Annotated in this window: 15 protein-coding genes; 10 read left to right on the forward strand and 5 right to left on the reverse strand. The window is 65.0% G+C overall.

Going from position 1 to position 18,432, the window contains the following annotated elements; all coding sequences use genetic code 11:
* Nucleotides 1-254: 254 nt before the first annotated feature.
* Nucleotides 255-1,022, reverse strand: a complete 768-nt coding sequence (locus ACNJ7E_RS19800; protein WP_043788657.1) for an IclR family transcriptional regulator — start codon at nt 1,020-1,022, stop codon at nt 255-257.
* A 239-nt stretch (nt 1,023-1,261) separates the two neighbouring features.
* Here ACNJ7E_RS19800 and ACNJ7E_RS19805 point away from each other — a divergent pair, with 239 nt between their 5' ends.
* From ACNJ7E_RS19805 to ACNJ7E_RS19815, 3 genes are all read left to right on the forward strand, one after another.
* A complete protein-coding gene (locus ACNJ7E_RS19805) occupies nt 1,262-2,440 on the forward strand; it encodes an acyl-CoA dehydrogenase family protein (RefSeq protein ID WP_418340796.1) in 1,179 nt (392 codons plus the stop codon).
* The gene (locus ACNJ7E_RS19810) at nt 2,440-3,528 is read left to right on the forward strand and encodes an acyl-CoA dehydrogenase family protein (protein WP_418340797.1); all 1,089 of its coding nucleotides are present in this window, start codon (nt 2,440-2,442) and stop codon (nt 3,526-3,528) included. Before ACNJ7E_RS19805 ends, ACNJ7E_RS19810 begins: the two co-directional genes overlap by 1 nt.
* Nucleotides 3,529-3,781: 253 nt before the next feature.
* Complete coding sequence (locus ACNJ7E_RS19815; protein ID WP_317569457.1) at nt 3,782-4,288, forward strand: mycothiol transferase; 507 nt, start codon at nt 3,782-3,784, stop codon at nt 4,286-4,288.
* Here ACNJ7E_RS19815 and ACNJ7E_RS19820 read toward each other — a convergent pair.
* Nucleotides 4,273-5,505 (reverse strand): oxygenase MpaB family protein, encoded by a 1,233-nt coding sequence (locus tag ACNJ7E_RS19820; protein ID WP_317569458.1) that lies wholly within the window; start codon nt 5,503-5,505, stop codon nt 4,273-4,275. The genes ACNJ7E_RS19815 and ACNJ7E_RS19820 overlap by 16 nt on opposite strands.
* A gap of 141 nt (nt 5,506-5,646) precedes the next feature.
* On the opposite strand from ACNJ7E_RS19820, the gene ACNJ7E_RS19825 reads away from it, so the two are divergent.
* Nucleotides 5,647-6,273: a TetR/AcrR family transcriptional regulator gene (locus tag ACNJ7E_RS19825; protein ID WP_418340798.1), complete on the forward strand. Its 627-nt coding sequence runs from the start codon at nt 5,647-5,649 to the stop codon at nt 6,271-6,273.
* Nucleotides 6,274-6,371: 98 nt separating this feature from the next.
* Here ACNJ7E_RS19825 and ACNJ7E_RS19830 read toward each other — a convergent pair whose 3' ends face one another.
* Entirely contained in the window at nt 6,372-8,681 is a 2,310-nt protein-coding gene (locus tag ACNJ7E_RS19830; RefSeq protein ID WP_283333081.1) for a serine/threonine-protein kinase, read from the reverse strand.
* Nucleotides 8,682-9,379: 698 nt separating this feature from the next.
* Between ACNJ7E_RS19830 and ACNJ7E_RS19835 the strand changes: the two genes are divergently transcribed.
* The 6 genes from ACNJ7E_RS19835 to ACNJ7E_RS19860 all read left to right on the forward strand — a co-directional run bounded on the left by ACNJ7E_RS19835 (nt 9,380) and on the right by ACNJ7E_RS19860 (nt 16,136).
* Entirely contained in the window at nt 9,380-9,526 is a 147-nt protein-coding gene (locus tag ACNJ7E_RS19835; RefSeq protein WP_349307410.1) for an epoxide hydrolase N-terminal domain-containing protein, read from the forward strand.
* 208 nt (nt 9,527-9,734) lie between these two features.
* Nucleotides 9,735-10,019: a YciI family protein gene (locus ACNJ7E_RS19840; RefSeq protein WP_283351113.1), complete on the forward strand. Its 285-nt coding sequence runs from the start codon at nt 9,735-9,737 to the stop codon at nt 10,017-10,019.
* A gap of 1,004 nt (nt 10,020-11,023) precedes the next feature.
* Nucleotides 11,024-12,496 (forward strand): aldehyde dehydrogenase family protein, encoded by a 1,473-nt coding sequence (locus ACNJ7E_RS19845; protein ID WP_283333078.1) that lies wholly within the window; start codon nt 11,024-11,026, stop codon nt 12,494-12,496.
* A gap of 105 nt (nt 12,497-12,601) precedes the next feature.
* A complete protein-coding gene (locus tag ACNJ7E_RS19850; RefSeq protein WP_418340799.1) occupies nt 12,602-14,218 on the forward strand; it encodes a flavin-containing monooxygenase in 1,617 nt (538 codons plus the stop codon).
* 114 nt (nt 14,219-14,332) lie between these two features.
* Nucleotides 14,333-15,169, forward strand: a complete 837-nt coding sequence (locus ACNJ7E_RS19855; RefSeq protein WP_418340800.1) for an alpha/beta hydrolase — start codon at nt 14,333-14,335, stop codon at nt 15,167-15,169.
* 166 nt (nt 15,170-15,335) lie between these two features.
* Nucleotides 15,336-16,136, forward strand: a complete 801-nt coding sequence (locus ACNJ7E_RS19860; protein ID WP_283333076.1) for a crotonase/enoyl-CoA hydratase family protein — start codon at nt 15,336-15,338, stop codon at nt 16,134-16,136.
* Between the two features lie 110 nt (nt 16,137-16,246).
* On the opposite strand, the gene ACNJ7E_RS19865 is transcribed toward ACNJ7E_RS19860, so the two are convergent.
* Nucleotides 16,247-17,275, reverse strand: coding sequence for an acyl-CoA dehydrogenase family protein (locus ACNJ7E_RS19865; protein WP_418340801.1), 1,029 nt, complete (start codon nt 17,273-17,275; stop codon nt 16,247-16,249).
* Complete coding sequence (locus ACNJ7E_RS19870) at nt 17,275-18,420, reverse strand: acyl-CoA dehydrogenase family protein (RefSeq protein WP_418340802.1); 1,146 nt, start codon at nt 18,418-18,420, stop codon at nt 17,275-17,277. The genes ACNJ7E_RS19865 and ACNJ7E_RS19870 overlap by 1 nt, the downstream gene beginning before the upstream one ends.
* Nucleotides 18,421-18,432 lie beyond the last annotated feature (12 nt).

The raw sequence follows: 18,432 nt of genomic DNA on the forward strand, positions 1-18,432 counted from the left end.
AACGAGCCCAGTGGCACGAAGCTCTCCTGTTTCGGGAGTTCCAGCACCAGCCGTTGGAGTCACTGCTCTCGAGCTGTCGGCCGCTCCGTGGGCGCCCGCGCATCACAGCGAGGTCCACCATGAGGCGCTGACGGCGTTCGCGGGCAAACGCGCCGGCAAGTATCAGGGGCGTTGACACGAGAGATCGCGTTCGTCCTACATCTTGTGAGAACGTTCATGCACTCGGCATTCGCACGGAGTCGCGCGCCTAGCGGTCAGCGAAAGCCCCACTCCTCGGCGTGCCGGAGACAGATCTTAGCGAGCTCGTCGCGCCGCTCTATGATCGTCTCGCGAACGCCGACCACACCGAGTGTGGCGATGGTTCGGCCGCGTTCCCGGAGAGCCACCGACACGCCGTCACCGCGTTCGACAGCCACGCCTGGGGCAGCACACACGCCGGTCGCCCGTAGTGCCTCGAGGGCGTAGAGGAACTGCTCGATGTAGTCGGCGTCGGCCACCGGGCGGGAGTTGAGGTAGGCCCAGATGTCGCGCTGCTCGCGGTCGGCCAGTAGCAGCCACCCCGCGGACGTGCGCAGCAGGGAGCGCCGCAGGCGGTTCTCCGCCAGGTACGCGTACTCCGGTTCAGAGGAGACGTGGTCAACGTAGAACAGGTCGTCGCCCACCGAGGTGGACAGCGCGATGGTCAGTCCGGCCTCGGCGTGCACTTGCTGGAGCTGTTCGTGACTTATCGACGTGACCGGGGGGCGTCCCGCGATGACGTTGAGCAGGTAGGGCGCTGTACCGAGGGTGTAGATACGGTCGCGCTCGTCGAGGTAGCCGACGGCGACGAGACCGTTGAGCAGCCCATGCACCGAACTCACTGGGGCGTTGAGAGCCTTTGCCACGGCCGTGAGAGTGAGACCGGCACCGGAGCGGGCGACGAGTTCGAGGATTGCCGCGACCCGGTCGATCATGCGATGGCGGGGACGCTCGGGAACCTGCTCGAAAGGTACGGCTCCGGCGGCCGGAGAAGTTTCCGTCATTGCGAAAGCGTAGCAATGGCATTCGCGCTCAAGAGATAGCGTATATACGTAGTCTGCTTCGCTATTGTGTATCTCAGGGGTTTCTGGAACACTTTCCAAGTGATGCGAGGCATCCTCCGCGGCAGGGCGACCCGCGGTCTGGACTGACCCTTGATTTGACTGTGCGCACTCCCCGAACAGCGGCACAGTCGACCCCGATCGCCCGGGCGCCGCCCGGGCAGGACTCATCAGGAGGCCCCATGAGTTCGACTCTCGCGCCACCGACCACGGTGGCGACCGATGAGATGAACGCCCTGCGTGCCGAGGTACGCGCGTTTCTGGCCGAGGAGGTCGACGCCGGGCGGCTCATACCCTGGATCGACACCTGGCTCACCCGCTGGGACGAGGACTTCACCCGACGCCTCGCCGAACGCGGCTGGGTCGGGATGACGATCCCCACGGAGTTCGGTGGCCACGGCCGAACCCACCTCGAGCGCTTCGTCGTCACCGAGGAACTGCTCTCCGTGGGCGCCCCCGTCGCCGCGCAGTGGGTCGCCGACCGACAGATCGCCCCGTCCCTGCTTCGCTACGGTACCGAGGAGCAGAAGCACGATTACCTGCCCCGCATCGCCGCCGGCGAGTGCTGCTTCGGCATCGGCATGTCCGAACCGGACGCCGGCTCCGACCTGGCCAGTGTCCGGACCAAGGGCGTTCAGGTCGACGGCGGCTGGCGGATCACCGGGACCAAGGTGTGGACCTCCGGGGCCCAGCACGCGGAGGCCTTCATCGCGCTGTGCCGCACCGAACCGCTCGACACCTCGTACCGTCACGCGGGTCTGAGTCAGTTCATCGTCGACCTGCGCAGCGAGGGCGTCACCATCCGGCCGATCGTCTCCCTCTCGGGGGACCACCACTTCAACGAGGTCGTCCTCGAGGACGTTTTCGTGGCGGACTCAATGGTCTTCGGCGCCCTCGGTAACGGTTGGGAACAGGTCAACTCCGAGCTCGCCTTCGAGCGCAGCGGCCCTGAACGGTTCCTCTCCTCGTTCCGCCTGTTCGCCGCGGAGATCGGTGCGATCTCCACCGGAGCCCTGCCCGAGCGCAGCGACCTCGGCCGGACCGTGGCCCGGATGGCCGGACTGCACAACCTCAGCCAGAACATCGCCGGCGCGCTGCAGCGCGGTGAACCCGCCGACACCCCGGCAGCCCTCGTCAAGCTGCTCGGCACCGCCACCGAGGGTGACATCGTCGACACCGTCTCCACCCGGCTCGGCGACGAGCTGGCACCCGGTTTCGCCGGCACGAACGGCACCGCCGCGGTCGCCGAGATCCACGGCCTGCTGCGCGCGGGCCTCCACCAGCGCCCGGGCTTCACGCTCCGCGGCGGCACCAACGAGATTCTGCGCGGCGTCATCGCGCGGGGACTGGGGATGCGCTGATGACCACCGCCACGACCGTCGACCTCTCCGTCGACGAGGACCTGCAGGCGATGCTCTCCGACGTCGTCTCCGGTTTCTCCGGCCCCGACGTCCGGCCCGACGCCGACGCCGTGTGGTCGACACTGCGGGAGGTCGGCGTCGCCCGGCTCACCGCGCCCGAGGACGCCGGGGGCAGCGGAGCCGGCTGGGCCGAAGCCGCCGCGCTCCTGCGCACCGCGGCTGCCGCCGGTGTGGCCGTCCCGTACGCCGAGACTGACCTGCTGGCCGGGCCGCTCCGGCGCGCCGCCGGGATCGACGACTCGTCCGACTCCACCGCCACCGTCGCGCTCTTCGATTCCTCGGGGACCGCGCACGGTGTCCCGTGGGCCGGTGCCACCGCCACCGTCGTGTGCGTGCGCCCCGCCGGCGATACCCATGAGCTCGCGGACGTGCCAACCGACCGGTTGACGATCACGACCATTGAGGGCATCTCGGCAGTGCCGACCGGCTCTGTCACCGTCGGTGAGGGCATCTCCTGGTCACCCGTACCCACCGCGGCCGTCGAGGCGTACGTCCTGCGAGGCGCGCTCGCCCGTGCATTGCAGTGCGTCGGCGCAATGGACGGCATGCTCGCCTCGGCGATTGAGCACACCACCGCCCGCAGCCAGTTCGGTCGCGCCCTGGCGAAGTTCCAGTCCGTGCAGAACCTCGTCGTCGACATCGCCGCCGAGTCCGTGCTGGCCCGCGCTGCCGTGGACACCGCGCTCGCCGACGCCCTCACCGACGACCTCGACGGCGAGCTGTCCCAGTTCCGCGTTGCGGTCGCGCGCAGCGTCGTTTCGCAGGCCCTGGCCGTGGCGGTGCGCAACGTCCACCAGGTGCACGGCGCGATCGGGACCACCCACGAGCACACCCTGCACCGGGTCACCCTTCCCGCCCTGCAGTGGCGCGGCGAGTTCGGGTCACCGGCGTTCTGGGAGGGGTTCCTCTCCCGCGCGGCCATTGTCGGCGGCATGGACGGTGCGTGGCCGATGGTCGCCGAGGGCGCCCGCGTCGAGGACGCCGCGAGCCGGTACCTCGACGCCGTGATCGCAAGGTCCGTGTCATGAAAACGGAACCGCCACGATCTCCTCCGTAGCCGAGCCTTCAGCTCCCTACTCGAGGCCGAACACAGAAACCGACCACAGCCGACACCCTCACACCTCCGCCCACCCGTGACGCTCGGCGGTTCGGATCGTCACCGGCGTAGCCCGGCCGTGGTGGTCAGCGGCCGCCCGGGGTGCCGGGGACATGTCGTGCCGGTTCTGTGACCCCGAGGGGGGTCATAGTGGAACGTGATGTGAACACGACGAAAGGAAGATCGTGGACCATAGCGCGCTGTTGACCGACGCCTTCGATCGCATTCAGGAGACCGTGCATTCCACGCTGGCCGATCTCCCCGCCGACGCCCTGACGTTTCGGGTGGACGCGAAGGCGAACACGATCGCCTGGCTGATCTGGCATCTGACGCGAGTGCAGGACGACCACGTCGCCGGTGTCGCGGGCACTGCGCAGGTGTGGACGTCCGGCGGGTGGGTGGAGCGCCTCGACCTCCCGTTCCCGGTTGCCGACATCGGTTACGGGCACTCCGCGGACGAGGTGGCGAAGGTGCGGACCGGCTCCGACCTCCTGCGGGAGTATCACGATGCCGTGCACGACCGCACCGTCGATTACGTCCAGTCGATCGGGTCGGACGACCTCGACCGGATCGTCGACGAGAATTGGGATCCGCCAGTCACTCTCGGTGTCCGGTTGATCAGCGTCGTCTCCGACGATCTTCAGCATGCCGGGCAGGCGGCGTACGTCCGCGGCATCTACGAGCGCCGCTGAACCCGCGACGACGTCTCGTTGGCGGCGAGCCACGCCTCGACTCGTCGCCGGGAGCGTCGGCCGACGCGTTCGCGGACGGCCGGACTCACTCGGGCCGCACCGTGCAGCGTCCCGTTCCCCGCCAGTGCCAGCGGAACGAACCAGGCGGGCACGACCGGCAATCCGAGCTCCCGCATGCCGCGCTTGCCGGAGAACATCCGCTGGATGCTGAGCAGACGCTGGCGGTTGAGCCGGCGTCGCAGGGACTCTGCATGCGGGTAGTGGAAGGTGGCCCACGACTTCTGCAGTGAGTCGGCCAGCACCCTGGAGTTGTCGTCGGGGCCGGGAGCGAACATCCCGATCTGGCACATGTTGCGGCGTCCGGTGTTCTCGTCGTCGACCAGCCAGTGCTCGTCGATGCCCATCAGCCAGCCGATGTACCGCCACAGATGCATGACGTCGCGGCCCTCGTCGGCGGAGACCCACACCCCCAGCGACCGGAGTCCGACGAGGAATGTCGTCGAGAAGAGGGCGAGCGTCCCGGCCTGATCCGACTGGTTGATCGGCATGCCCCAGTCGGACACGTCCCAGTTCTCGTCCTGCAGCAGGGTCAAGTTCACGAACGCGTGCATCAACCGGACGTGCACGGACAACTGCCAGCCGCGGCGGTCGCGGTCCATGCCACCGGGCAGGACGCACTCGTACCACCACCGCACGGTCTCGGCCACGCGCTGACCGGCGCCGTCACCGACGAGCCTGCCGGTGGCCACGAGTTGGCGGGAGGTGGCGGCGCTGCGGTAGCCGTTCATGAGGGAACCGGTCGCGAGCAGGTCGAGTCCGGTCATGCCGCTGCGCAGGCAGACGGCGGCCCCGTGCTCGAGGCGGCGGTCGTCGACCCACGACGGCCGACGGTCCACTGCGTCGAAGAACGCGACCAGCGGCGGCGCGGCGTCGGGCACGCTGCCGATGCCGTCGGAGAGTGCCCGGGAGAACTGGGCCATCGTCACGGTCTTGTCGACGAGGACGGCCCGCGCCAGTGCGGCACCGATCTCGTCCTGACCGACCACCGCCCGGGCGTGGAGTTCCCGCTCCGCCGGGGTGGGCGTCGGGTCGCCGTGCACGAACCGCGACAGCGTCCGCATCGAGCGGTGACCCCACTCCGAGTCCATGTCGAACCGCCGCGGCGGCGTGAAGTCGGAGAAGCCGGGCGCCGACTCCCGGGACTGGGTTTCTGTCATTGCGGTGCACTCGATTCGGTAGTCGAGAAGGGGGCGTCTTTGTGCCTCAGCCCCCGCTCGAGGGGCTGTGAGTTACAGTTCACCCCACCTAATCGGACGGGTACAAGTCGCATTGTGCGGCAGATCGGGAGGGTTCAGCGAATGGGCACTGGCCAGCGTAAAGACCCCTCCCAGCAGCGGTCGCAGGAGACGGTCGCGCGCATCTTGTCGGCAACTGGTCAGGTTTTGCGGGCCAAGGGGTACAGCGGCTGCAGCACGAACGCCATCGCGGAGGCCGCCGGCATCTCGAAGGGGTCGGTGTACCAGTACTTCGCGAACAAGGACGAAATCATCGAGGTCCTGATCGACAAGATCATGGAAGAAACCACCGCCACGTTCGGGACGCAACTCGAGCAGGCCGTCGCGAAGGGCACGTTCCTGAAGGACGCGGCGCTGCAGTCCCAGCTCCTCGCCGTCCTGGACAGGTATCGCGACATCCTCGGTTCGCTGCTCAACGACGCCCCGCACCTGGCCCTCACCGCTCACCGTTCGGTCCGGATCGAGGAACGGTGCCGCGACCTGTTGCGTACGTATGTGACGTTGAATCCGTCGGCGATCGGTCCGGATGTCGACCTCGAAGCCCTGCTCCTGGTGCTCACCGTCAGCTACCGCGAGGTGAGCCTCGAATATCTCCGCCGCGACCTCCGCGAGCGGCGAAACGAGCTGGCCACCGTCCTCTACGACATGACGATGGGCGGCCTCGCCGGGCGCGCGAAACGCGGGGTGTAACGCCGAGGGGGCTTCGAGAGAAATACACAGTGAGCCCATGGCGCTGTCGGACCCCGACCCGGCAGCGCCAGGGGCCTTCTTTTTTGCGACGGCCGCTCCTACCGCCGCCGCCTGGTCGGCGACCCCGGCACCTCCAGCCACACGACCCTCTCGAGCGCACGCAGATCGCTTTCGATCCGCCGGAACAATTGATACACGGCGATGAAGGCGAAGATGCCGCCCAGACACAGCGCGCGCACCGTCGCGTTCACGGCGTCGCCGGTGCTTCCGCCGACGAAGCTGAGCCCGGCGACCCCGATCAACGGGACGGCCGCGGCGACGGCGAGGTACCGCGGCATGCTCCGGCCGAGGGCCCGGATGTTGCGTCCGTCGTTTCCGCGCAACTCGCCGTGCGACAGCAGGATCGGGCAAAGACACCGCACCGCATAGAACGTGAGGATGAAGAACGGGTAGGCGAGCGCGACCGCCCCGCACACGGCCAGGGACGCGAGGAGTTGCGTGTATGCGCGCAACGGAATCCCGCCGGCGGTGATCTCCAGGGCGACCGGGTAGGCGACGCCGGCGACGACCCACAGCCCGAAGCTGACCACGACCGCGCGGTGGCCGAGTCCGAGCGTCGTGGCGCGCGCCTTCTCCAGCACCTCGGAACTGTAGGTTCTTCCGTTGCGGAGACCGCGCGGCACCGTGAGCGCGAGTCGACACCAGTAGACGATGAGCACTGCGCCCAGCGGGAACGCGATCCCGCCGATCACCAGGTGCACGAATTCGAGATCCTCCTGCGCCTCGACGGGCAGCGTCGCGATGATCAGCACCTTGTTGTAGTAGTAGTTGTATCCGGCTGCCAGCAGGTTCGGGATGCCGACGGCGGCGATCACGATGGGAAGCGCCCACCGCCACATCGTGGACCGCACGCTTCCAGGCGCCGGGTCGACGAGATCGCGGGCGTGCGGGTCGAGGCACAGCGCGAACTGCCGTGTCAGCTTCCGGCCACTCGACCACCGATCGTCCCGGTCGGGTGCGAGCGACTTCACCAGGATGCGCCGCAGCGCGGCGGGACAGTCCTCGGGGAGCGCGGATCGTTCCGGGTCGACTCCCCGGCGTCGCGACTCGAGAAGGACGCGAGGAGACGGCGGTGACGTGGTCCCGTCGTCGTCCGGGAACGGCCGTGCCCCGGTCAGCAGTTCCCACAGCATGACGCCCAACGCGAAGATGTCGCTGCGGGTGTCGAGGTCGGAGGCGGTCCGGTGGATGCTCGGGTCGATCACCTCGAGCTGTTCGGGTGACATGTAGGCGACGGAGCCGCCGATGAATCCTCCGGCGCCGCGATTTTCGACGCTGTCGCTCGAACTGACGTTGAAGTCGGCCAGCTTGGGGATGCCTTCGAGCCCCAGCAGCACGTTCGCCGGTTTGATGTCGCGGTGCAGGACGCCGTGCTCCTCGGCGTAGTCGAGCGCATCAGCGAGCCGCAGCCCGATCCACGCCACCGTCTCCGGCCACGACAGCCCGGCGATCTCGTCCCGCACACTCGAATACTCGGGCCGGATCTCGCCTCTCTCCGCGAGGATGCGGTCCACCGAATCGAGCAGCAGCTGTCCGGATCGCTGCTCGGGCGGGGTCTTGCGGACCAACCGCACCACGTCGAGGAGCGTGCCACCGGGCACGTATTCCATGAACAGCACCCGCAGCCGGCGGTCCTCCAGCACCCGCTGGTCGTAGACACGGACGATGTACGGGTGGTCGAGCTGCGCGAGTGTCTGCGGCTCGTTGCCGATGTTGCGGGAGATCTTCAGCGCCACCCAACGCTGCATCGAACGCTGCCGGGCGAGGAACACCCGCGCGAACGCGCCGTGACCCAGTTCCATCATCAGGTCGAAATCGTCGAGGCGTTCACCGACGTCGAGGTCGTCGCCCGGGCCGAGTTCCGCGGTGATGGTGCGCCGGTCCATGCGGCGGTCGTGTTCGAGGAGGGTCTCGAACCGGGCCGCCTGCTGCGGGTATTCGCTGACGTACTCGTCGGGATCGACGTCGGCGCCGCTTTGACGGCGGACCCGGTACTCCAGGTAGACGAGTTCCGGTGGCAGTGGTTCCGCGAGCAGCTCCGGGAATTCGAGGCAGTAGTCGGCAATGCGCTTCGGGTTGCCCGACCGCAGCCACCGGTATTCGAGGTCCACCTTGATCAGCTCGATCAGCGCGGCCCGCCTGATCGCGGCCGTGTCGGGGAGATACTCGGTGAGCTCGGCCGGTGAACCGGACGACTCCCAATCCGCGACCAGGCGTTCGACACCGCTTTCCACGACGAACACCGATTCGGCGCCCGACGTTGTCGACGGCGGCAGCTGGGTGTCCTGACCCAGTTCGGTGGGCGGCCCAGACGCGACCGTCGAATCACTCGGCGGGCGATCGTTCATGGCGGTCCGATTCCGGGCGTTGCAGATTCCGGGAGGTGCATGGGGGCGTACTTGCCAGGGTATTCCTGACGGTGCGCGAAGGGTACGGAACAGCAGGCCGTCACGCGCTCCCGGCGGGGCCGGAACCAGTGCGAGGGGTGTTCACCTATGGCGGGCAATGATGTGGTCCTTGGTACCTCCACGAACTGAACGGGCAGGTAATCACGACGTCGGCCCAGCCGGCGGGAAGGTCGCGGCCTTCTTCACGGCCGCGACCTCGCCGCCTCGACGATCTGCACGTGCCAGCCGTACGCCTCGTAGCGGGCGGCGGTGTCCTCGGACAGCGCGATGGCGGTGTCGTCCTCCGGCGGCATTGCTGTCGAGTCGTCCCGACTTGACGGCACGGGCAAGGGACGACTGGATACGGTCCGCTGCGGCATTGGCCGAGGTGGTGTCGCGCTCGAGGCGCATAGGTATGGGTGTCGGTGAAGAAGTCGTACCGCGGCGCACCAGACGATGGCGACGAACGGCCCAGGTGAGTGGTTGGGAAGCAATTTCCAACCACTCCTGGGACCGAACACCAGGTGCGCCGCCGACGGACACCACACCGTCTATGGCTGGACGTGTGCGGTGACAGTCACCGCGGTGTCTGGCTGGACGGTGTTGATGAGGTCGCCGTGGCGGAGCCGGTCGAGTACGGCCGCCGCTGGGCGAGGAGAATGGGGACTGGTCTTACGGCGTCCCGGACCGCTATCTCCGTGGGCTGGGTCGCCTACTGGCGCGACGGCTACGAATGGCGCAAGGCAGAAGCCGCCGTCAACGCCTACGAGCACCATCGCGTTGTCCTTCCTGGAGTGAGTCGGTAGGTCTCTCGAAGAGTCATGCGATGGCCGCCTTCGCGGGTTTGCGACACGCCGGTCAGATCCGATTCCATTTCATGAATCATCATCTTCAATGGGCAGCCAGTGTTGCGAAGTAGGACACGAGTCACCTCATCCGTACTTCTAACCTTCTCAGGTGCGCAATCCGTGTGCATGTTCGGAACCGTTTCTTTTCCCCACTCGAGGAGTGACCATGGCCTTGTTTGCTGTGATCTGGTCGTATACCACCGATGCCTCTGTCAAAGAGGCTGCGCATGCCGAACACCTGATTTTCGTCAAGGATGCCGCTGCCCGAGGCATGCTGCAGGAGGCCGGCGCCTGGGCCGACGGCGCCGGAGCCCTACTGGTATTCCAGGCGGCCAGCGAAGACGCTTTGCGTTCCTTGCTTGCGGAGGATCCTTACGTCAAGCAGGGTGTCGTCGTAGAGCAGCGCATTTACCAATGGAATCCAGTCATAGGCCCTCTCGTCGGCATCTAGTGACAGTGGGGCGCGCTCATACCCTGGTGGCTCGGTGTCGAGGTATCTTCACGGTTTTCCTTCGTAGGTACCTGGTCGGCGGTGTTGGTCCAGACGAACGGCGCGCAGCGGGTGTTACATCCGTTGATGAAGGCGCGGATCTTGGTGGTCAGCTCCTTCACGGAGCCGAAGGTCCGCGGTGGACGGCCTGCCGTTCTTATTCCGAACCAGCACCTCCACAAGCTTCATCCATGATGCCGAGTGGCGATGTCCGTGGCGGAGAACAGGGTGAAGGTGCGGTGTCGGGCGTAGTCGTGAGTGTGCTTCCCTCCCGAGCCGATCCGCATCGACTGGGTCGGCGTGGTCCGGTCCAAGGCCTGAATCTGCGATGTTTGGTCCACACAAGCACGATTGCGTTCAACTGCGAACCGTGAGTTTCAAGCCGCGGCAGTAAAGTCACCTCTCCGTCTATGACGGTTGATCTCTCTGTGGCTCAACCTACGCTCCCGACTTGTGCTGTAGCTCCAGCGAAGGTGACCGCTGCCAACCCGCACCCTTCTCGCTTGACAAACGACGTCGGAACTGCGGTGACGGGCATGCCTGCTTGTGAAGTCCAGTTTCGAAGTCTCTGCGGTCAAGACAGATTGGCGCGCGTGCGTCCCCAAGAATATGTTGCGCAAGGTTGTAAGGGGAGCGCGGGTATGCCGCCAGGATCGACCATCTATGCCGCCCACCACTTCGATCCCGCTACGTTTGTCGTGCATCTTCCCGCTCGGCACGAGCCGGCCGAAGCGTCAGGCAGCAGCGAGTCTGATGCCTGTGAGTCTTCAAAACGCACTGAGTGCAAGACATTTGAGGGCAAGAAAGCGAATTTCCCAATTCCTTCGACTACAGAAACTGCCGAGAAAGGTTTTCGTACTGGCACGCCTGCCGCACAGCGCGGACGACTGATCAGGCAATTCAACTCCGCGCCGGGTGGTGAACTTCCAAACCAATTCTGCGCCTACACAGATCGGGGAACAAAGATGTCCATAAACGTGGACCACCCAGCATTGTCGTCGTCGAGCGCTGACGGGAGAACGCTGTATATCGCAGGCCGATGGAGCGCTGCCGCCGACACTTACGAGCGGGTAGACCCCTCCGATCTCCGCCGCGTGACGGGAATCTACGCTTCGGCGACTCCCGGCAATGTCGAGGCTGCCTATGCGGCCGCCGGCCGTGCTCAACCAGCGTGGTCCGAGACGACAGCGATTCAGCGGTCGGACTTTCTTCGTTCTGCCGCTGACCTTTTGGAAATCCGCGTTCACGACGCTGCCCTGACGATCACCGCGGACATGGGGAAGGCGATCCGCGACGCACGCGCCGAGGTCCTGCGAAGTGTCGCCATTCTCCGCTACTACGCCGGTGAGATCCTGCAGCCCAGTGGAGAGACATACCCCAGTGCTGATTCACACACGATGCTGATGACGGTAGAGGAGCCGCTCGGCGTCGTTTGTGCAATCACACCGTGGAACTTCCCCTTCGCACTTCCGACATGGAAAATCGCGGCGGCAATAGGTTTCGGGAACGCAGTTGTGTGGAAGCCTGCCGAACCGGCCTGCGGGTCCGCAGTGTTCCTGACGCGGATCCTTGAAGAAGCCGGGTTGCCCGCGGGGGTTCTCAATCTGGTGACAGGCAGCGGTAGAAAGCTTTCGGCGGCACTCACCGGAAACGCGCGACTCGCGGCATTGACATTCACCGGTTCGGGTGCAGTCGGGTCGCGACTACGTCAGGCCGTTTCCGATCGCAACGTCAAGGTCCAGCTCGAGCTGGGTGGCAAGAACCCGTCCATTGTTCTCGCCGACGCCGATGTCGAGGATGCAGCGCAACAGATCGTGAAGAGCGCGATGCTCCACACGGGACAACGCTGCACAGCGACGAGCCGGGTCTACGTGGACCGCGCCGTCGCTCCCAGACTACGAGAACTGCTGGTGAAGCACGCTGACGCGCTCGTCGTCGGTGATCCGTACGACGAAGCCACCGACATCGGGCCCCTTGCCTCGGTGGAGCAACGTGACACGGTGGTCGGATACCTGCGACTCGCCCGCGACGAGAACGCCGAGTTCCTTACGGGAAGGGAGTTCGATTCCGACACTTGCTATATCGCACCAACAGTCCTGGCCGGAGTATCGGAGGAGAGCAGGCTCGTCAGGGACGAGATCTTCGGGCCAGTCGTGACCGTGCAGGAGGTCGATGGATTCGACGGTGCGCTGAAGGCCGCGAACGACACGGACTACGGCCTGTCCTCTGGAGTGTTCACCAGAGACATCGCGACGGCGATGACCTTCATCCGGCGCACACAATCGGGGTTGGTGCATGTCAATCGCGAGACGAGCAGTGTCGAGCCGCATGTGCCGTTCGGTGGCCTCAAAGGCTCGAGCAGCATGAGTAGAGAACAGGGCAAGGCCGCACGTACTTTCTTCACAACCACCAAGACTGCGTACGTCCGCTGGACCTAGAAGCTACACCGGACGAGCTTCCCCGCATTCAGCTCATCGCAGTCTGCGACACGGAGCGCAATCGACGAACCCCCAAGTAGCCCTTGGCATCAAGAGGAGACCAACATGAGCGCTGTCGCACCAGCCGTGACCGAAGTACTCGACGTTCTCGTTGTAGGAGCCGGATTCGCCGGGCTGTACCAGCTCGAAAATCTGCGGAGTCGAGGCTATTCGGTGAAAGTAGTCGAGGCGGGTGAGGGTCTGGGCGGAATCTGGCACTGGAACCGCTACCCGGGTGCCCGAGTGGACAGCGAAGGTCCCATCTACCAGTTCACGCGCCCCGACCTATGGGATGAATTCGCATTCTCCGAGCTCTACCCCGGAGGTGACGAACTGCGCCGCTACTTCAAGTACGTCGACGCGAAGCTAGATCTGAGCAAGGACATCTACTACAACACCCGGGTCGCTTCCGCCGAGTTCGACGATACGGCGAACACCTGGACCGTGACCGCGGAGAACGGAAGCACTTTCGTCTGCAAGTACTTCGTTCTGTGCACCGGATTCGCGGCAAAGCCGATCTTTCCGAAGCTCCCGGGAATGGACAGCTTCGCAGGGATCAACCACCACACCGGTCTGTGGCCTGAAGGCGGAATCGATTTCGCAGGAAAGCGAATCGCCATCATCGGTACCGGCGCCAGCGGCGTGCAGGTCGCTCAGGAGGCGTCGAAGGAAGCCGCACAGCTGACCATCTTCCAGCGCACCCCCGTTCAGGCGCTCCCGATGCGACAGCGCCAGCTCACCGACGAGGACAACGCGAAGATCAAGTCCGATCTGGCGGACAGATTCAGTCGTCGTTCGGCGTCATTCTCCGGCTTCGACTTCGATTTCATTCCCAAGTCAGCCCTCGAGGTGAGCGACGAGGAGCGAACCACCACTTATGAGCGATTGTGGGAGTACGGTTTCGAGTTCTGGCTCGGAACGTACCAAGACGTCTTCGTCGACGATGACGCAAACGACACGGCCTACGAGTTCTGGCGGGACCGAACGCGTGCCCGGATCAAGGACCCGGTCATCGCCGAGAAGCTGGCGCCGATGAAGAAGGCGTACCCCTTCGGCGTGAAGCGTCCGTCGCTGGAGCAGACGTACTACGACATCTTCAATCAGGACAACGTGCGTCTCGTCGATCTGCACGAGGACCCGATCGAGACGATCACGCCCACCGGGCTGAAGACCACATCGGAACAGCACGAGTTCGACATCATCGTCTATGCAACGGGCTTCGACGCCGTCACCGGTGGCCTGACCGCCATCGACATTCGCGGCACCGACGATACGTTGCTCCGGGACAAGTGGTCGAACGGTGTGCGGGCTAACCTCGGGGTCGCAACGGCAGGATTCCCCAACCTGCTGTTCCTCTACGGACCGCTGAGCCCGTCGGGCTTCTGCAACGGGCCAAGCTGCGCCGAGATCCAAGGTGACCTCATCGTCGACACCATCGACTACATGCGGGACAACGGATTGAACCGCATCGAGTCCGAGGCGGACGCGGATGCTGCCTGGTCCGATCACGTCGCCGAGCTGACGGCCGAGGCGCTCTACGACAAAGCCGACTCCTGGTACATGGGTGCCAACGTCCCGGGTAAGCCGCGGCAGTTGCTGAACTACCCCGGTGGTCTTCCCCTCTACCTGGCCAAGTGGGACGAGACCGTGTGTGCGGGATACAAGGGCTTCACGCTTTCCTGAGCAGTCAATTTGCCTCCCTCGAGTAGTGATGAAAGTGAGCAACACATGTCCGTGAGCAAAGAATCCCTGTTCCTCAACGACCTGTACGCTTCGTGGCTTACCCGGTCCGAAGGAATGGACCTCGCCAGTCAGCGAGATATGTTCGAAGAGTGGCATCTTCCGACCATCGAACCCGTCGGCGTCACCTATGAGGAAGTGACAGCCAACGGTGTGCCGGCAACGTGGGCCACGCCTTTGGGGGCCGCCGAGGACCGCGTGATTGTCTTCACCCACGGTGGTGGGTTCGTGACAGGTTCACGGTTCTCACACCGCAAGCTCGCGGCACACCTCGCCAAATTGGCGGGTGTTCACGCTCTGATCGTGGACTATCGGCTCGCGCCGGAGCACAAGCACCCGGCCCAACTCGAAGACTGCATGGCCGTCCACAAGTGGCTCCGCACGCAAGGTTACAAGGCGGAGAACACGGCGACTGTCGGCGACTCGGCGGGTGCCAATCTCGCGATCTCGACAGCATTCGAACTCGCGAGCGTGGAACTACCCACTCCTGCTGCCGTCGTCACGCTTTCGCCTTGGCTCGATATGGAGATCAAGGGGTTGACGGTCGAATCGAACGACGCGGTCGACGTATTGGCCAAGAGGGCGGTTCTGGAAATGATGCGGGAGATGTTCCTCTCCGAACCCGCAGATGCAACGGACCCGCGCGCGAACCCACTGCTCAACGACTACACCGACTTCCCTCCGGTGTACGTATCGGTCGGAGGCTTCGAGACGCTGCTGGACGACTCACGTCGGTTGGCCGACTTGATCGAGAAGGTGAGCGGCGAGGTCGTGCTCGACGTGGTCGATGAGCAACAGCATGTATTTCACTTCAACGCGGGACGGGCACCCGAGGCGGATCAAGCGTTGAGCCGGATTGCCCAGTGGCTGCGACCCAAGTTGGGCCTCGCCTGAACTGCGCCCGCGCCGCGTGCGCATGAACGCGAAGGCTCTCGGCGGCAAGAGGTGAACGTGCTCGTCGACGGCGGTCTGTCTGGACCGCCGCCGACGAGTTCGTTCGCGTGCCGGTCGGGTATCAGTTGAACGATCGATCCGCAGTGAAGATAAGGGAGATACACCCATGGATAGTCCAGTCCTCGTCCAACGCGACGGGTTCATCGAGACATGGACGATTAATTTACCCGCGCAGAGCAATCCTATTTCCGGGATGGAGGTGGTCGACGCATTGGTCGCCTGCGTCGAGGCCGTCAACGCCGACTACGGTGTGCGAGCTGTCATCGTCACCGGTGCCGGATCGACGTTTTCCGCCGGCGGCAACGTCAAGGACATGGCGAATCGTCGCGGATTGTTCGGGGGGAAACCTCACGAACAACGGGATGGCTACAGAGCTGGGATACAACGGATTCCGCGGATCATGTACAACTGCGACGTGCCTCTCATCGCAGCAGTGAACGGCCCTGCCATCGGTGCCGGATGCGACTTCGCCCTCATGTGCGACCTCCGCATTGCCAGTGAAAAGGCATTCTTTGCGGAGAGCTTCGTCAAGCTCGGAATCATCCCGGGTGACGGTGGCGCGTGGCTGCTGCCCAAGGCCGTCGGGATGGCGCGGGCGGCAGAGATGATCTTGACGGGCGACCGTGTCGACGCGATCAAGGCACTCGAGTGGGGATTGGTCTCCAGTGTCGTTGCGCCGGAGAAGCTGCTCGACGAAGCTCGCGCGCTCGCCGGCCGGGTGGCCGCCAATCCGCCACATTCGGTGCGGATGGCCAAGAGGCTCCTCCGCGAGGGACAGCACCAAAGCCTCGACAGTCTCCTCGAATTGTCCGCTGCCATGCAGGCGCTGGTTCAGCAGACGACCGATCACACGGAGGCAGTCAACGCCTTCATGGAGAAGAGAACTGCCGCCTTCACCGGCGAGTGACGTTCCCGAGAAACCGAAGAACTCCGTGGATGCGAATTGGATGCTTCCACGGAGTTCTTCTTTCAGGTCTGCTCGCGAAACTGGTGCCCTTCTGGTGACGCCTGGGCACTTCAGCGGGTGATGAGGCCCCAGATATTCTCGCAACCTGCTTCGAGAGCGGCGGTAGTCAAGGTGTCGTCCCAGTAGTGGACGGATCCGAATTCTGAGCGCCACGCCAGGGCGGGTTGGGTGAATTCGTGCAGCCTGTGCTCGCGGGTGGTGCCGATCGCGCCGTGCACCTGGTGGGCGTTACGGACGACGACCGATGCCGCGTGTCCAGCACACGACCGGGCGACGGCAATGAGGAGTTCGAGGTTCTCACTCGACCACTGTGTGCGGACCGCTTCCGTCAGTGCTGCTTCGGTCGCTGTTCGGGCGAGGGAAGCTTCTGCTGCCATGTCAGCCACCAGGTTCTGCACGGATTGAAACCTGGCCAGTGGGCGTCCGAATTGCACTCGTTCGGTGGTGTGGGCGACGGAGAGATCGAGGATGCGGTCGAGGGCGGCACACACCTGCAGTGCTCGGATGAGGGCGCCCCGCAGAAAGAGTTGTCGGATCACCGAGTCCGACACTGCGGTGCCCGACAATGCGATCGTGTCAGCGGAGACGACGTCGCGGGGTTCGTCGGCGAGGTTGGACCCGGAGGTGATGTCGAAGAAGGTTGACTCGAGGTCGGCGACGACGTACGTGTCGTTCTTCCGCCAGACCGTGACGATCTTGTCTGCCTGGGACGCCCACGGCACGCCGCGGGCGACGCCTTTCTCGTCGAGTACGCATGCGGTGAGGCGCGCATCGTCCATCGGTAGGCCGGCCTCTTCGAGAAGCCACCCGGCGAGCAGGTCGTGTTCGGCGAGAGGAACCCGGACCCCGTGCGATGCCGCGGCGCGCACGAGTTCCGCGGCCTCGTACCAGCCTGCGCCGCTGCCGCCGGTATCTTCGCGGCCGGTCAGCCGGACAAGACCCAGTTCGTCGAGTTGTGCCCACAGGGAGGGATCGCACGTGGCCGTACCGTTCTCGGGCCCGTTCCGTTCCCGGTGAGCGGAAAAGACCGCGGACATCATGTCGGTGAGGTCCGCGTCGACCGTGGTTGGTGCGTGCATCAGCGCATCCCCAATCCCCGCGCGATCACGCCGCGCAGAACTTCGTTGGTGCCGCCCCGCAGAGTAAATCCCGGGCGTTGGACGATGGCGTCCTCGAGCATCGAGGCGTAACCAGTAGCCGAAGATTCATCGGTGAGGAGGTCGGCAAAGTCGGCTATGTCGCCTTCGGTGGACGTCCCGAGGACCTTCACCACGGCTGCGGCGGTGTCGGCGGGCTCGTGGCGCTCGAGTGCGCCCGCCACTGCGGTCGACATCTGGTGCAGACCGGCGATCCGTCCGAAATACCGGCCCAGATTCGAATGCCGCGGCACGGTTCCCTGCTTCATCTGCTCGGCGGTCTTCGCGAGAAGGACGAACGTCGACAGGAATCGCTCCGGGCCGCTGCGTTCGAAGCTGAGTTCCGAGGTGACCTGCTGCCACCCGTTGTCGATGGTGCCGAAGACCATCTCGTCCCCGACGAGGACCTGGTCGAGGAGGACCTCGTTGAAGTGGTGCTGCCCGTTCATCGACACGATCGGCCGGATGTCGACCCCGGGGGCGTGCAGATCGACGATGAACTGGCTGAGGCCATCGTGTCGATGTGCCGGATCGAGTTGGGCGGTGCGGGCAAGGCAGATGAACGCGTCAGCGCGATGAGCACCGGAGGTCCAGACCTTGACTCCGGTAATAGACCACCCTCCGGCCACTCGGGTAGCCTTTGTGCGCACACTGGCCAAGTCGGACCCGGAATCCGGCTCGCTCATACCGATACCGAAATAGCATTCTCCGCGCGTGATCGTCGGCAAGAACTTGTGCTTCTGGACCTCGGTGCCGTACTTCAGCAGCGACGGGACGATCTGCCGGTCGGCGATCCAGTGGGCGGCGACGGGGGCGCCGGCGGCGAGCAACTCTTCGGTGACGACGAACCGTTCGAGGTGGCGGCGACCGTGGCCGCCGTACTCGGCCGGCACGGTCATGCCGAGCCATCCGCGGGCGGCCAATGCACGTGTGAAGTCTTCGTCCCAGCCGGTCAACCAGGAGTCGACCTGTCGGCCGATTTTGCCTTCACCGAGTTGCTCGGCAATAAACTCACGGACTTCGGTCCGCAAGTCGTCCATGGCGTGTGGGTCACTGGAGACCGGCGGCACCAATCTGAGGTTGGTCATGATGGTTCTTCC

Source organism: Rhodococcus mengyinensis, assembly GCF_048381435.1.
Classification (GTDB): Bacteria; Actinomycetota; Actinomycetes; order Mycobacteriales; family Mycobacteriaceae; genus Rhodococcus_F; species Rhodococcus_F opacus_D.